Annotated in this window: 12 protein-coding genes; 9 read left to right on the top strand and 3 right to left on the bottom strand. The window is 41.1% G+C overall.

Annotated features, from left to right (window positions below; translation table 11 throughout):
- Nucleotides 1–64: 64 nt before the first annotated feature.
- Complete coding sequence (gene mdtD / locus GFH30_RS12350) at nt 65–1,456, bottom strand: multidrug transporter subunit MdtD (protein WP_153373022.1); 1,392 nt, start codon at nt 1,454–1,456, stop codon at nt 65–67.
- A 574-nt stretch (nt 1,457–2,030) separates the two neighbouring features.
- On the opposite strand from mdtD, the gene GFH30_RS12345 reads away from it, so the two are divergent.
- Nucleotides 2,031–3,011: a hypothetical protein gene (locus GFH30_RS12345; RefSeq protein ID WP_153373020.1), complete on the top strand. Its 981-nt coding sequence runs from the start codon at nt 2,031–2,033 to the stop codon at nt 3,009–3,011.
- A 56-nt stretch (nt 3,012–3,067) separates the two neighbouring features.
- Here GFH30_RS12345 and GFH30_RS12340 read toward each other — a convergent pair whose 3' ends face one another.
- A complete protein-coding gene (locus GFH30_RS12340) occupies nt 3,068–3,688 on the bottom strand; it encodes an LOG family protein (protein ID WP_153373019.1) in 621 nt (206 codons plus the stop codon).
- A 306-nt stretch (nt 3,689–3,994) separates the two neighbouring features.
- Between GFH30_RS12340 and GFH30_RS12335 the strand changes: the two genes are divergently transcribed.
- The 6 genes from GFH30_RS12335 to GFH30_RS12310 all read left to right on the top strand — a co-directional run bounded on the left by GFH30_RS12335 (nt 3,995) and on the right by GFH30_RS12310 (nt 12,478).
- Nucleotides 3,995–5,572, top strand: coding sequence for a TerC family protein (locus tag GFH30_RS12335; RefSeq protein WP_153373017.1), 1,578 nt, complete (start codon nt 3,995–3,997; stop codon nt 5,570–5,572).
- Nucleotides 5,573–5,645: 73 nt separating this feature from the next.
- Nucleotides 5,646–6,110 (top strand): YchJ family protein, encoded by a 465-nt coding sequence (locus GFH30_RS12330; RefSeq protein WP_153373016.1) that lies wholly within the window; start codon nt 5,646–5,648, stop codon nt 6,108–6,110.
- 61 nt (nt 6,111–6,171) lie between these two features.
- On the top strand, nt 6,172–6,816 hold the full coding sequence (locus GFH30_RS12325; protein WP_153373014.1) for a trimeric intracellular cation channel family protein: 645 nt from the start codon (nt 6,172–6,174) through the stop codon (nt 6,814–6,816).
- A 129-nt stretch (nt 6,817–6,945) separates the two neighbouring features.
- The gene (niaP, locus tag GFH30_RS12320) at nt 6,946–8,265 is read left to right on the top strand and encodes a niacin transporter NiaP (RefSeq protein ID WP_153373012.1); all 1,320 of its coding nucleotides are present in this window, start codon (nt 6,946–6,948) and stop codon (nt 8,263–8,265) included.
- Between the two features lie 166 nt (nt 8,266–8,431).
- Nucleotides 8,432–10,651: a DNA topoisomerase IV subunit A gene (gene parC / locus GFH30_RS12315; RefSeq protein ID WP_153373010.1), complete on the top strand. Its 2,220-nt coding sequence runs from the start codon at nt 8,432–8,434 to the stop codon at nt 10,649–10,651.
- A 150-nt stretch (nt 10,652–10,801) separates the two neighbouring features.
- A complete protein-coding gene (locus tag GFH30_RS12310) occupies nt 10,802–12,478 on the top strand; it encodes an AMP-binding protein (RefSeq protein WP_153373008.1) in 1,677 nt (558 codons plus the stop codon).
- A 58-nt stretch (nt 12,479–12,536) separates the two neighbouring features.
- Here GFH30_RS12310 and GFH30_RS12305 read toward each other — a convergent pair whose 3' ends face one another.
- The gene (locus tag GFH30_RS12305; RefSeq protein WP_153373006.1) at nt 12,537–12,917 is read right to left on the bottom strand and encodes a hypothetical protein; all 381 of its coding nucleotides are present in this window, start codon (nt 12,915–12,917) and stop codon (nt 12,537–12,539) included.
- Between the two features lie 98 nt (nt 12,918–13,015).
- Between GFH30_RS12305 and GFH30_RS12300 the strand changes: the two genes are divergently transcribed.
- Together GFH30_RS12300 and ppa are read left to right on the top strand one after the other, a co-directional pair.
- Complete coding sequence (locus GFH30_RS12300; RefSeq protein WP_153373004.1) at nt 13,016–13,420, top strand: MAPEG family protein; 405 nt, start codon at nt 13,016–13,018, stop codon at nt 13,418–13,420.
- Nucleotides 13,421–13,535: 115 nt separating this feature from the next.
- A complete protein-coding gene (gene ppa, locus GFH30_RS12295; protein ID WP_106983845.1) occupies nt 13,536–14,072 on the top strand; it encodes an inorganic diphosphatase in 537 nt (178 codons plus the stop codon).
- The last annotated feature ends 59 nt before the right edge of the window (nt 14,073–14,131 follow it).

Raw genomic sequence — 14,131 nt, 5'->3', positions numbered from 1 at the left:
GTTGATCTAATCTTTATGGAGTATTGAGCTTAAACCTATTTTTAGCTATCGCACTAGCATTCTTCTAAACTGAAACATTTTTAGGGATATTCCAGAAAATATAAGCTGCAATCACATTAATGCATCCTAAACACATCAATGCAGTATGAAACGCTAAATCTAATTGATCGGCCCCAAAATATGCACTAAACATATTTACCAATGTACCTGCTAGTGCAACACCGATACTCATAGACAGCATCATAATCATGGATAAAAAACTATTTCCACTGCTGGCATCTTGTTGGGTTAAATCTTTTAAGGTCAGTGTGTTCATTGAAACGAATTGCAAGGAATTTAAAATACCAAAAACAAAGAAATGAATGGCACGCAACCAAATCGGTGTCTCGGCTGTGGTGAGTGCAAAACTGGCAATGCAAATACCAACCAATAACGTATTGACGACCAAGACACGGCGATAGCCAAAATATTGAATGATCGGGCGAATAATCGGTTTAGATGCTAATGATCCTAAAACCGTTGGAATCATCAATAACCCTGTAATAAAGGGTTCGAAGCCAAAAGCCACTTGCAGCATTAGCGGCAATAAGAAGGGCATCGCATTGCCACCTAAACGGGCAAAGAAATTGCCCAAGATGCCAAGCGTGAAAATCTTATTATTGAATAAGCGGCTGCGGAATAAGGCATTTTGATGGGTATGTGCATGGTAGGCATAAATAAAGGAGCTGATAATACCGACAAAAATCAGACCAAGACTCCACCAGATTGGATATTGAGGACTAGCAAAGTTTTCAATACCCAAACATAAGCTGACCATAGCAAAGATCAATAAGATAAAACCACCAAAATCAAAAGCAGCTACTTCGGGTTCAGTCACATTAGGCATAGCTTTGAAGGTCAGTAAAGCACCTAAAATACCAATTGGAATATTGATAAAAAATACCCATTGCCAAGATAAGTATTCCGCCATCCAGCCACCTAAGGTAGGACCAATTAGAGGTCCCATTAAACCGGCGAGACTCATCAGGCTCATAGCGGCTAAAAACTGAGTGCGGGGAATAATTTTAAGTAAGGCTAAGCGACCGACCGGTAACAGTAATGCACCACCAAAACCTTGTAATACGCGATAAATGAGTAATTCATTGAGGTTATGCGAAAAGGCGCAGCCTAATGATGCCAATGCAAAAATAATAATGGCTGCAAAATAAATATTACGGACGCCATAACGGTCAGCGAGCCAACCACTTAAGGGAATACATGCCGCCACAGACAGCACATAAGCCACCACCACACTGTGCATTCTTAAAGGATCTTCTCCTAAATTAAGCGCAATGGCAGGTAATGCCGTATTAATAATAGTGCTGTCCAAACCCTGCATGAAAAAGCCGATAGACACCAGCAAGACAAGCAGTCTAAATTCAGGGGTTAAGGCTTGATGGCTGGGCGTTGCATTCATAATCATAAATGAAGTTATTTTTGAACAGTTTAAAGCAATCTAAAGCGGATGTTGTATTAAATCGTTGTCATTTACAGGCGCATCAATGGTATTTAAATAGACAGGACATTGGGTCTTAGCAGTAGCTCAATACCTTAAATTTTAAGTTAAAAAGATATCTAAATTGTGCGGCATACCAGATTCGTATCGTTTATTCGCTGAATACTTAAACAGTATAAGTTGGCTATTTTAGCCATTTTATCGTTTTAAATGCCTTTTTATATCTAAAAATATCAGGTTGAGCATCGCGTTCAACAGATAAAAGTCTTTGTTTTTATATTATTTAATGAATTTGAAATAATACTGATCAGCACGGAACTGCTAGCGAAGTGAGCGGAGTCGCACGGACGGATGAAATTCGACTCAAATAAGCGTTATACTTCACCCATTCTAAAGAGCACCTCGGTGCTCTTTTTTATATCGTGCTACAAAATTTATGACCAGATTGTCACGAAAGTGAAATAAAACCGTCATAATCTTGAGCAAAATTCCAACGGTGCTGTGTTGGATAAAATTCTTCGCAAGGTTTGTTTTTATGACAATCGAAATCTTGATGGTAGTAGGCTTCTGTTTAGCAGCTTATTCTATCGTCGGAAATGATGTACCACAGACACTCGGTACATTTATCTCATCGAATGCACATCGCCCGTGGTGGATCTTATGGATCTATATCAGCACGATTTTGATGGTGGTATTGGTCTATGGTTGGTACGCCTCTGGCGTAGGTGATGCATCTTATGGACGTTTGGAAACGATTCCATTTCCAGAAGGTGGGGTCACTTGGCTATATATTGTGCCGCCAGTTCTACTGATTTTATTGACCAAATATGGCATTCCTGTCAGTACAACATTCCTTGTACTCACCATTTTTTCACCAAGTAGCTTAGGCTCGATGATGGTGAAATCAATGATGGGTTACGCCGTTGCGTTCATTGTTGCTATCGTAATCTATCGTTTTGTTATGGGCAAAGTATCGCAATACTTTGCGCGTACTCGACATGAGCCATCTTCTAAAGTTTGGGTCGGTTTGCAATGGGTATCGACAGCATTTCTGTGGAGCCAATGGCTGATTCAAGATTTAGCAAATATTTTTGTATACGTGCCTCGCCAAGTGCCATTATCGTTCCTCATTTTTGCGATTTCAGTCTTTGTCATTCTGATCGGGATCATTCTCTATCAACGTGGCGGTGCGATTCAAAAGATTGTTGATACCAAAACCGGTGTGACCGATATTCGCTCTGCAACGATTATCGACTTTATGTATGCACTGATTTTATTGGTGTTTAAAGAGTGGAGTAATATTCCAATGAGTACGACATGGGTATTCTTAGGTTTACTTGCTGGTCGAGAGTTTGCCATGTCAATGATGCTGCATGAAGTGAATAAACACCGTACTTCGCGTAACGTCAGCAAAGATGCTATGAAGTTAATGTTCGGTTTAGCGATGTCGGTTCTTTTGGCAACGACGCTGCCGATGTTCTATGAGTTTGTCACCAATCTTGCTCAACAACCTTGATTGTTGTGTTTAAAAGCGAGCCTAGAGCTCGCTTTTTTTACGTCTTAAAGAATGGATTAAGCTCTAAATTTTTCAGGATAATCGAGATTGTTAATCGCGCTATAAATTTGTGCAGCGTGCTCGCAAATGATTAATTTCGCCCGATGCTGTGGAGGTAAAAAGCCTTCTTCGACGGCAACATCAAGTTGTTTGATTAACGGATTATAGAAGCCATTGACGTTATATAGCATCATGGGTTTTTGGTGCTGATTGAGTTGCCCCCACGTTGCAATTTCCAAAATTTCTTCAAAAGTGCCTAAGCCACCGGGCAAGGCAACAAAAGCACTCGCGCGTTCTGCCATCATGGCTTTACGTTCATGCATATTTTGCACGATATGCAGTTCAGTCAATGTACTGTGGGCAATTTCATAGTCCAACATAAATTCAGGAATGACGCCAACCACTTCGCCGCCATGTTGCATCATGGCATCTGCCACTTGCCCCATTAAGCCAATACTGGCACCGCCATAAACCAAGCCAAAACCGTGTTGGGCTAAACCTTGTGCCAATTCAATAGCTTTTTGTTGATAAATGGGTTTGTTACCCGCACGTGAGCCACAATATAGGGCTACCAGTGGACGCGTCGTTTTAGGAGAAATTGTTTGATTTAATTCTGTCATTGATGCCACGCTTTGCATTTATTTTCTTTACCTTAGCATTAATATATTTTGCCGTTCTAGCTTAAACAAAAAATATGACAAAGAGGTGAGTGATTGTGTATTTTTTAAAATCAAAAATGACACAATTGAAAACAGGTGAATTTCAGCTTGTTCTTGTTATACTGAAAATGTTTTTCACAACAATAGAACGAACATGGGTAGTGGAAGTTGGTGCTATCACCAAACAGATTGTCACACAGATAAAATCAAAATATATGCAAAATTAAGCCAAATTCATGGACTTAAAGTTGTATATACAATGCATGACATGCAGGAGATGACACAATGATCTTCGAATGGATGTCAGATCCATCTGCATGGGTAGGTCTACTTACACTGATTGTGCTCGAAATTGTACTTGGTATTGATAACCTTGTTTTTATTGCGATTTTGGCAGAAAAACTTCCACCAGAACAACGTGGTACAGCACGAGTAGTCGGGCTATGTTTAGCCTTAATTATGCGTCTGATCCTGTTGGCATCCATTGCTTGGGTGGTGACATTAACCGATCCAATGTTCTATGTATTTGATCATGCATTCTCAGGTCGTGATCTGATTTTATTGTTCGGTGGTGTATTCCTCTTGTTTAAAGGCACCATGGAACTGCATGAGCGCTTAGAAGCTAAACCGGTATTAAAAGAAGAAAATCCTGTCCATGCAGTATTTTGGATGGTGATTGTACAGATTGTGGTGCTTGACGCCGTATTCTCACTCGATAGTGTGATCACTGCTGTGGGGATGGTGAAAGATCTTTCTGTGATGATGACAGCTGTTGTGATTGCCGTGGGTGTCATGCTGTGGGCATCAAAACCATTAATGGACTTTGTGAATAAGCATCCAACTGTGGTGATTCTGTGCCTTGGCTTCTTAATGATGATCGGTTTCTCTTTGGTGGTGGAAGGCTTCGGTTTCCATATTCCAAAAGGTTACTTATATGCAGCCATTGGTTTCTCTGTCGTAGTTGAATTTATTAACCAATCAATGCGTCGTAATCAAGAGAAACTCGTGACCACAACTGATTTACGTTACCGTACAGCGTCCGCTGTGATGCGTATGCTCGGTGGTAAGTCTGCACAAGATCCTGAACATGCGGAGCCGGAAGATGTCCTTGCAACACGTGCTTTTGCCGATGAAGTGTTTGATGATGAAAATGGTGCCTATCACAGTGTGATGGTACAAGGTGTATTGGGGCTTTCTGAGCGTCCCGTCAAATCAGTGATGACACCACGTCCAGAACTCGAATGGATTGATTTAGACGAAGATCCTGAAGTTGTAAAAGCCAATTTGTTAAGCACCAGTCATTCACGTTTAATTGTTGCGCGTGGTGAACTTGATAATATTGCAGGTGTAGTACTGACACATCGTGTGCTCAATGATTTTATTGAAACCGGTCATTTAGAACTTGAAAAACACTTACGTGAACCTGTGATTGTGCATGAAAATGCGCAAGTGCTTATGGTGATGGATCAATTACGCCAAGCACCGCTACAAATGGCAATTGTGTTAAACGAATATGGTTCGATTGAAGGGATTGCAACGCCAATTGACGTGCTTGAAGCAATTGCCGGTGAGTTCCCTGATGAAGATGAGTTAGATACAGCAGCAGAAAGCCTCGATGATGGTAGTTTGTTGCTTGAAGGTTCAACCGATATTCGCCACGTCTCGTTATTAATTGGACGTGACTTGGTCAATGAAGCCGAAGAATACTCGACTTTATCAGGTTATATCTTATTCCATATGGCGCGATTACCGCATAACGGTGAAAAATTCGAAGCCGATGGTCATATTTTTGAAGTCGTGACCATGGATGGACATAAGATTGATAAAGTCCACATCACCGCACAACCTGTAGCGAAAGACTAAGTTCAATTTATCTAGTTCACTCGCAATTTTGCTAAAATAGCCCGTTCATACGGGCTATTTTTTTGGAATTTTTATGTCAGATGCATGTCCATGTGGGCAAGGTGAATACGAAAATTGTTGTCAGCCCTTACATTTGGGTCAAGCGGTCGCAACGAGTGCAGAACAACTCATGCGTTCTCGTTATAGTGCCTTTGCTAAGCATGAAATAAACTATATTCAAAACACGACAGCTTTGGGGCAGCAACAAGCTTTGGATATGCAAGCGATTGCAGATTGGAGCAGGACGAATCAATGGCTCAAACTTGAAATTGTTCAAGCCAATGAAAAGCTCGACAAAACACATGCATTGGTCGAATTTAAAGCGCATTATCATGATGGCAAGCAAACCCAAATTCATCACGAACGTTCGCACTTTGTGCGGCAGGATGGGCTTTGGTATTTTCTTGATCCAACCACAGAGCAAACCATCACCATGAAACAAGCGTGTATTTGTGGTTCGGGCAAAAAATTTAAACAATGTTGTGCGCAATTTTTATAAATTCCACACTGATTTAGCTTAGAATAGCCGCCATCTCAAAGCCTCAATCGGAAGTAAGGCGATGTTGTTGACCATTATCTATATTGTTGCCATTACAGCTGAAGCGATGACGGGTGCGTTGTCCGCAGGTCGGCGAAGTATGGATTGGTTTGGGGTCATGATTATTGCCTGTGTCACGGCATTGGGTGGTGGTTCTGTTCGCGACGTTTTACTTGGGCACTATCCATTAACGTGGGTTAAGCATCCTGAATATTTGGTACTGACCTGTTGTGCCGCCTTTGTGACGATTATCATTGCCAAATGGATGCGTCATTTACGTAATATCTTCTTGGCACTGGATGCTTTAGGCTTAATTGGCTTTACCATCATTGGTTGCCAAATTGCCTTAGAGATGGGGCATGGTTTTGTGGTGTGCGCCGTTGCAGGTGTGCTCACAGGGGTATCGGGTGGGATTATCCGCGATATCTTGTGTAATGATGTGCCTTTAGTGTTCCGACGTGAACTGTATGCCAGTATTTCCTTTGTTGCAGTGATTTTCTATTGGCTGTGTCGCAATTGGGACTTATCGCTTGAAATCACCATTGTATCAACCTTAGTGTTTGGTTTTAGTCTCCGTATTCTCGCGATTTATTTCGGTCTTGAGATGCCTAAATTCATTTATAAAGAGGATGATGAACAATCCGCATCCTCTAAAGACGCGAATTAATTAGCGCTTTATTTTAAAATAGCGGGGCTTAAGCGCCTCGTTTTTATATGTTCATTTCATTATAAAAAACGGTCTAATTTTGCGCTGCACATGCAGCTTCTCTCGTATCACCCAAATAGAGATGTGTTTATGGATTTAGTTTCTCGAATACAGCGTTTACCGATCGGTAAGTTTCACTATATGTTGCTGCTCGTCATTGGGTTGGGCTGGATGTTTGATGCCATGGATACGGGGCTGATTTCCTTTATTTTGGCAAAAATGTCTGAAGACTGGCAAATGACTGCTGAGCATAAAAGTTGGGTGGTATCCATTGGCTTTATTGGTATGGCCATTGGGGCAATTTGCTCGGGTGCATTGGCAGATCGATTTGGGCGTAAAACTGTTTTTGCACTGACTTTGGTGATTTATAGCCTTGCCACAGCCGCATGTGCTTTTGCGCCAAATTTAACGTGGCTGTTAGTTTTTCGCTTTATTGTCGGCTTAGGTTTGGGTGGGCAACTTCCTGTCGCTGTGACCTTAGTAAGTGAATATATTCCTGCTCATGTGCGTGGTCGTTTCATTGTTTTACTCGAAAGTTTTTGGGGCTTAGGCTGGCTGGTTGCTGCGTTAGTATCGCGCTTTGTCATTCCTGATTTTGGTTGGCAAGCGGCATTTCTAATTGGTGGTATTCCTGCATTTTATGCAATTGTGATTTGGAAATATGTACCTGAATCGATCCCATTCTTAATTCAACGTGGTCGGATTGATGAAGCGCATGCTTTAGTCAAAGACATTGAGAAAAAATGTGGCGTACAAGTCATTGAGATTTTCCAAGTTCAAGCCATTGCGGAAAAACCAAGTTTGTCATTTTCGCAATTATGGTCAGGTGTTTTAGCACGCCGTACTTTAATGTTATGGCTCATTTGGTTCGGTATTGTATTTTCCTACTATGGCATTTTCACATGGTTACCAAGCTTGTTGGTCAAGCAGGGTTACACCATCGTACAATCCTTTGAATATGTATTAATGATGATCTTGGCACAATTGCCGGGTTATATCGCTGCCGCATGGTTGGTGGAAAAATTAGGACGTAAGGCAACCTTAGCCGGATTTATTGGTATGTGTGCCTTATCGGCTTACTTCTTTGGGCAAGCAGACAGTGTGACCGATATTATGATTTGGGGTTGTTTCATGTCCTTTTTCAACTTAGGCGCTTGGGGTGTGTTATACACGTATACACCAGAACAATATCCAACCCATATTCGTGCCTTTGGTTCGGGGTGGGCAGGTGCGATTGGTCGAATCGGTGGGATCGCTGCACCTTTTGCAGTGACGCATTTGATGGTATTCCCGCAAGGTTTTAGTTATGTCTTCACGATGTTTACGGTGGTCTTGGTGGCGGTTGCATTGATTATTTTAGTCTTGGGTGAAGAAACCAAAGGCAAACGCTTAGAATCGATGGACGTGTAGTCTCTGATGATTTTTTAGTTGCTTAGGGCGTTTAAAATGGATATTTTTACGCCATAAGACATAAATTGTCGCGCTGTGTCATTTCATGCCCTTGTGCCGTGGACAGCTGCGACTTAGCATAACAAACATTGATACAAAAACGAATGAATTAGGAATATAGGTTGTTATGACAAGCCTTGCGCATCATGCGACAGAAAACCGTTCCGTAGCGGAATTTACCGAACAAGCTTACTTAAACTATGCCATGTACGTGATTATGGATCGTGCATTACCGCATATCAGTGACGGTTTAAAACCCGTGCAGCGTCGTATTGTCTATGCGATGAGTGAACTTGGTTTAAAGTGGACCAGCAAACCGAAAAAATCGGCACGTACGGTCGGTGATGTACTGGGTAAATACCATCCACATGGTGACTCTGCGTGTTATGAAGCGATGGTACTGATGGCGCAGCCATTTAGTTATCGCTATCCGTTTATTGAAGGGCAAGGCAACTGGGGTTCACCCGATGATCCGAAGTCTTTCGCTGCGATGCGTTATACCGAAGCCAAGCTGTCGCAATATAGTGAGTTGTTATTGTCGGAACTTGGTCAAGGCACCTGTGAGTGGCAGGACAACTTTGACGGTTCAATGAAAGAGCCGATTAATTTGCCTGCGCGTGTACCGAATATTTTACTCAATGGTACAACGGGTATTGCCGTCGGGATGGCAACCGATATTCCACCGCATAATTTACGTGAAGTGGTCAAAGGCACCATCGCGCTCATTCGTAACCCGAATCTGACCGATGAAAAAATTTCAGAATATATTCCAGCGCCTGATTTACCGACTAAAGCGGAAATTATTACCCCCGCTGCAGACTTACTGAAAATTCAAGTGACGGGTCGTGGTAGCTATCGCATGCGTGCGGTCTATACGGTTGATAAAAATGAAATCGTGATTACTGAATTGCCATATCAGGTATCAGGTTCAAAAATCATTACCCAAATTGCCGATCAAATGCAGGCGAAGAAACTGCCATTGGTGAGCGATGTTCGTGATGAATCCGATCATGCCAATCCAACGCGTTTAGTTATTGTTTTACGTTCAAACCGTATTGATGCTGAAGCGGTGATGAGTCATTTGTTTGCGACGACCGATTTAGAATCGAGCTATCGTGTCAATATGAATATGATTGGTGCGGATGGTCGCCCGCAAGTTAAATCGATTCGTAAAATTCTCTTGGAATGGATCGAAATTCGTAAAACGACGGTCACACGCCGTCTGCAATATCATTTAAATAAGATTGAAAAACGTCTGCATATTTTGGGCGGTTTAATTATTGCCTATTTGAATATTGATGAAGTGATTCAGATTATTCGTGAACAAGATCAACCAAAACCTGTGCTCATGGAGCGATTTGGCATTGACGAAGTTCAAGCTGAAGCTATTTTAGAACTGAAACTTCGTCATTTGGCGAAGCTTGAAGAAATGGAAATGCGGACTGAACAAGAAGAACTTGAAGCAAAAGCAGCCATTATTCGTGAACAACTGGCAAATCCTGAATCACTCAAAGCATTGATTATTAATGAACTGAAAGATGATGCCAAACGTTTTGGTGATGATCGTCGTTCGCCATTGGTACATCGTGCAGAAGCACAAGCCATTAACGAAAATGACATGTTGCCTGCCGATCCTGTGACTGTTGTTTTATCAGAAGCAGGTTGGATTCGTTGTGCCAAAGGGCATGATGTTGATGCCGAAAATCTAAACTTCCGTGCGGGTGATCAGTACTTAAGTCATGCGCAAGGTAAATCGAACCAACGTGTCTATGTATTCGATGAAGCTGGGCGTAGTTATGCATTGCCAATCAATAATTTGCCATCTGCTCGCGGACTCGGTGAACCTTTAAGTTCAAAATTATCACCTGCAAGTGGTATTGGTTTTAAACAAGTCTTGGTCGCAGAGGATGAAACCGAAATTTTAGCTGTGAGCAATAAAGGTTATGGCTTTAAAACCCTTGCTAAACAGCTTGATACCAATGCTAAAGCGGGTAAAGCCTTCTTGACCGTGCCTGAAGATGCAGCAGCAATGAATTTACAGATCATTGAAAATGCAACGCATTTAGCGGTTTTAAGCACAGCAGGTCGATTACTTGTGATGGATTTATCAGAATTGCCTGTACTGAACAAAGGTAAAGGTAATAAATTGATACAACTTGAGGCGAAAGATCAAATTTTATCCATGACAACTTTAAACTTAGATGAAATAATTCAAGTGCTTGCAGGACAACAACAACTAAAATTAAAAGGGGATGATTTGCTGAAATATGTGGGTAAAAGAGGAGCTAAAGGTCAGCTATTACCACGCGGATATCAAAAAGCAAATAAACTGTTGATTCAAAGATAATACTAGCATCCATCTGTTGAAATACGTTATATATGGTTACGACTTCGACAACATGGATGCAATGTCGCGTATAAACAAATTCAAAAATGACGCGCGACATTGAAAAAAACAGTTGAAATTCTAAGGATTATGATTGGAGAAATTGGCATTATGGAAAAGATTTGGTTTGCTGAATATCAGAAAACAGGGATCCCACAAACTGTAGAATTACCCGCTGAAAACACGTCTTTGGTTGATGTGTTTGAACGCAATTTCCAAAAATTTGGCTCACGTGATGCCTTTATCTTTATGGATAAAGTGCTGACTTTTAATGAATTAGAAGAAGCGAGTCGTAAGTTTGCAACGTATTTACAAAGCTTAGGTTTACCAAAAGGCTCACGCGTTGCGGTGATGATGCCGAACGTTTTGCAATATCCAATCGTGGCATTGGCTGTATTCCGTGCAGGTCTTGTTTTAGTGAATGTAAATCCACTCTATACATCACGTGAACTTGAACATCAGTTAAATGACTCAGGCGCAGAAGCATTGGTTATTATTGAAAACTTTGCTTCAGTGTATCAAGCGATTATTGGTAAAACACCTGTGAAGCATGTCGTTGTTGCTTCAGTCGGTGACATGCTCGGTACGTTAAAAGGTACATTGGTGAATTTCGTACTGCGTTCGGTACGTAAACAGATTCCTGCGTGGAATATTCCGGGTCACATCAAATTTAATGCTGCGATGTCGAAAGTCAGTGCAAGCAATTATAAACGCCCTGAATTAACTTTAAGCGACACGGCTGTGCTGCAATATACAGGTGGTACAACGGGTGTATCGAAAGGTGCAGAGCTGACCCATCGTAACCTTGTAGCCAACATGTTGCAGTGTGATGGGATCTTCCAAAGTAAATTTGGCGCACAAGATGGTCAACCTGATGACCGTATCTTCTGTGCATTACCGCTTTATCACATCTTTGCATTTATGGTGTGTGCACTTTACGGTATGTACAAAGGTCAAGCCAACGTATTGATTCCAAATCCACGTGACTTACCTGCGGTCATTAAAGAATTACGTAAATATCAACCGTCATTCTTCCCAGCTGTAAATACATTATTTAATGCGCTTGTGAACAACGAAGAGTTTAAACAACTTGATCACAGCAAATTAAAAATGGCGATGGGCGGTGGTATGGCTGTACTGCCTTCAACTGCAGCAGCATGGAAGAAAGTGACAGGTACCAACATTACTGAAGGTTATGGTTTATCAGAAACATCACCTGTTGCAACAGCGAATCCACCTGCGTCTGAAGAATTTAGCGGCACGATCGGTATTCCATTGCCTTTAACTGAAGTTGCAATCTTAGATGATGATGGCAATGAAGTTGCGCTTGGTGAACAAGGTGAAATCTCGATTCGTGGTCCTCAAGTCATGAAAGGCTATTGGAACCGTCCAGATGAAACTGAAAAAGTCATGACCAATGGTTTCTTCCGTACGGGTGACATTGGTGTCATGGATGCACGCGGCTATGTGAAGATTGTAGACCGTAAAAAAGACATGATTTTGGTGTCTGGTTTCAATGTTTATCCATCTGAAATTGAAGAAGTTGTTTCGCAACATCCGAAAGTGTTAGAAGTGGCGGCAATTGGTGTGCCAGATGAAAAATCAGGTGAAGTGCCTAAACTGTTTGTTGTGAAAAAAGATCCATCTTTGACTACAGAAGAAGTCTTGGCATTTGCGAAAGAAAACTTAACAGGCTATAAACGTCCTCGTTATGTCGAATTCCTTGATGAATTACCAAAATCCAATGTAGGTAAAATTCTACGTAAAGATTTACGTAAAACAGCATAATGCAAGAACTAAAAAAAGCGCCGATGGGCGCTTTTTTTTATATCAAACATTTACTGAATTATTTTTTCATCAGCCAACGGTCAAAGTAAGGACGACCAATGCCGACAATGCCTAAGAAGATAAACATGGTGCCAAAGTGACGGCTAAAGCCACCTTGCTTAAATTGACCATAATATAAAATATTGTCTATGAGGGCATAGATCAGAATAACGATCACCCAATGCCAAATGGGCAAGCGTTTAATGCCGACTGCATAAAAGGCAATCCACAGTACAATAAAGGTAAACAGGGTTGACCATATGCTCATGTTTGAACAAATCACAGTCAATAAGAATGCGACAATCGGTAGCACAATTTTGAAGACACGATCCACTTGAAGCTGATGTTGGCGCTGTTTTTCCAGCACATCGAACATGTTATTGTCATCAGGTGTGACCATTAGAAATCCTTAAGCATTAATAAAAACACCCTATTTAACAAAATTTATTCACAAATTGCCATGTTATGATAGGCATAAAATTGTCATGAGAAAAATAGATGCATAGCATTAATGGCGTGATTTACCTGATTTTAGCAGCTTGTCTATTGCCCTATGTCTTTACGATAATTGCAAAAAAAGCCGCAGGTTTTCGCGCCCGAGATAATCAAAATCCACGTGAATTTTTAGCAAAATCAACGGGTCTTGCCAGTCGTGCCCACGCAGTTCAGCAAAACAGTTTTGAAAGTTTACCGCTTTTTATTGCTGCCGTTTTAATGGCTGAATATTTAGTACTTCCTCAAAGTTTAGTCATGACTTTTGGTATCGCTTATTTGGTCTTTCGCGTGCTATATGGCATTTGTTATTTAGCTAATTGGGCAACTTTACGCTCAATTGTTTGGTTACTCTCCATCTTATGTCCAGTGACTTTATTGTTACTCATCATTCGTATTCTTTCCCTCTGAATAGACCAATGGTCGACATATTTACCGTTCAATATTTTAAAACCCAAAAAAATCTGTAAAAACCGTTATAATTAACTCGGTTTTTAAAAGATATAACTTGTTAAAGAGTGATGCTATGAGCTACAGCAATATCCCAGCGGGTAAAGATGCGCCAAACGACATCTATGTCATTATCGAAATCCCTGCAAACGCAGCACCGATCAAATACGAAATTGATAAAGATTCTGATGCATTATTCGTAGACCGTTTCATGGGTACAGCAATGTTCTACCCAGCGAACTATGGTTATGTACCAAATACTTTGTCTCTTGATGGTGACCCATTAGACGTATTGGTTGTGACTCCACATCCAGTTGAACCGGGTTCAGTGATTCGTTGCCGTCCTGTCGGTAAATTAAACATGGAAGATGACGGTGGTGTTGATGCAAAATTAGTTGCAGTTCCACACGACAAATTGACACCAATCTACAAAGATATTCAAGAATATACTGATCTTCCACCGTTGTTGATCAGTCAAATTGAACACTTCTTCCAACACTACAAAGATTTGGAACCTGGAAAATGGGTTAAATTAAGTGGTTGGGAAGGTGCAGACGTTGCGAAACAAGAAGTGCTTAGCTCAATTGCTGCATATCAAGAAGCAAACAAATAATCTTTGTTTGAATCTTTTTCTAGTTTTAGGACTAGAAATAAAAAAAACCTGCACAATGT

The organism is Acinetobacter wanghuae (assembly GCF_009557235.1).
GTDB lineage: Bacteria > Pseudomonadota > Gammaproteobacteria > Pseudomonadales > Moraxellaceae > Acinetobacter > Acinetobacter wanghuae.
Note: the sequence above shows the minus strand (reverse complement) of the source record. Positions and strands in the feature narration are given on the sequence as shown.

Excerpts from the sequence above, each read along its gene's own strand:
- mdtD (WP_153373022.1), bottom strand. The coding sequence starts at position 1,456 with ATGAATGCAACGCCCAGCCATCAAGCCTTAACCCCTGAATTTAGACTG.
- GFH30_RS12300 (WP_153373004.1), top strand. The coding sequence starts at position 13,016 with ATGCATAGCATTAATGGCGTGATTTACCTGATTTTAGCAGCTTGTCTA.
- parC (WP_153373010.1), top strand. The coding sequence starts at position 8,432 with ATGACAAGCCTTGCGCATCATGCGACAGAAAACCGTTCCGTAGCGGAA.
- GFH30_RS12330 (WP_153373016.1), top strand. The coding sequence starts at position 5,646 with ATGTCAGATGCATGTCCATGTGGGCAAGGTGAATACGAAAATTGTTGT.
- GFH30_RS12345 (WP_153373020.1), top strand. The coding sequence starts at position 2,031 with ATGACAATCGAAATCTTGATGGTAGTAGGCTTCTGTTTAGCAGCTTAT.
- GFH30_RS12325 (WP_153373014.1), top strand. The coding sequence starts at position 6,172 with ATGTTGTTGACCATTATCTATATTGTTGCCATTACAGCTGAAGCGATG.
- ppa (WP_106983845.1), top strand. The coding sequence starts at position 13,536 with ATGAGCTACAGCAATATCCCAGCGGGTAAAGATGCGCCAAACGACATC.
- GFH30_RS12335 (WP_153373017.1), top strand. The coding sequence starts at position 3,995 with ATGATCTTCGAATGGATGTCAGATCCATCTGCATGGGTAGGTCTACTT.
- GFH30_RS12310 (WP_153373008.1), top strand. The coding sequence starts at position 10,802 with ATGGAAAAGATTTGGTTTGCTGAATATCAGAAAACAGGGATCCCACAA.
- GFH30_RS12340 (WP_153373019.1), bottom strand. The coding sequence starts at position 3,688 with ATGCAAAGCGTGGCATCAATGACAGAATTAAATCAAACAATTTCTCCT.
- GFH30_RS12305 (WP_153373006.1), bottom strand. The coding sequence starts at position 12,917 with ATGGTCACACCTGATGACAATAACATGTTCGATGTGCTGGAAAAACAG.
- niaP (WP_153373012.1), top strand. The coding sequence starts at position 6,946 with ATGGATTTAGTTTCTCGAATACAGCGTTTACCGATCGGTAAGTTTCAC.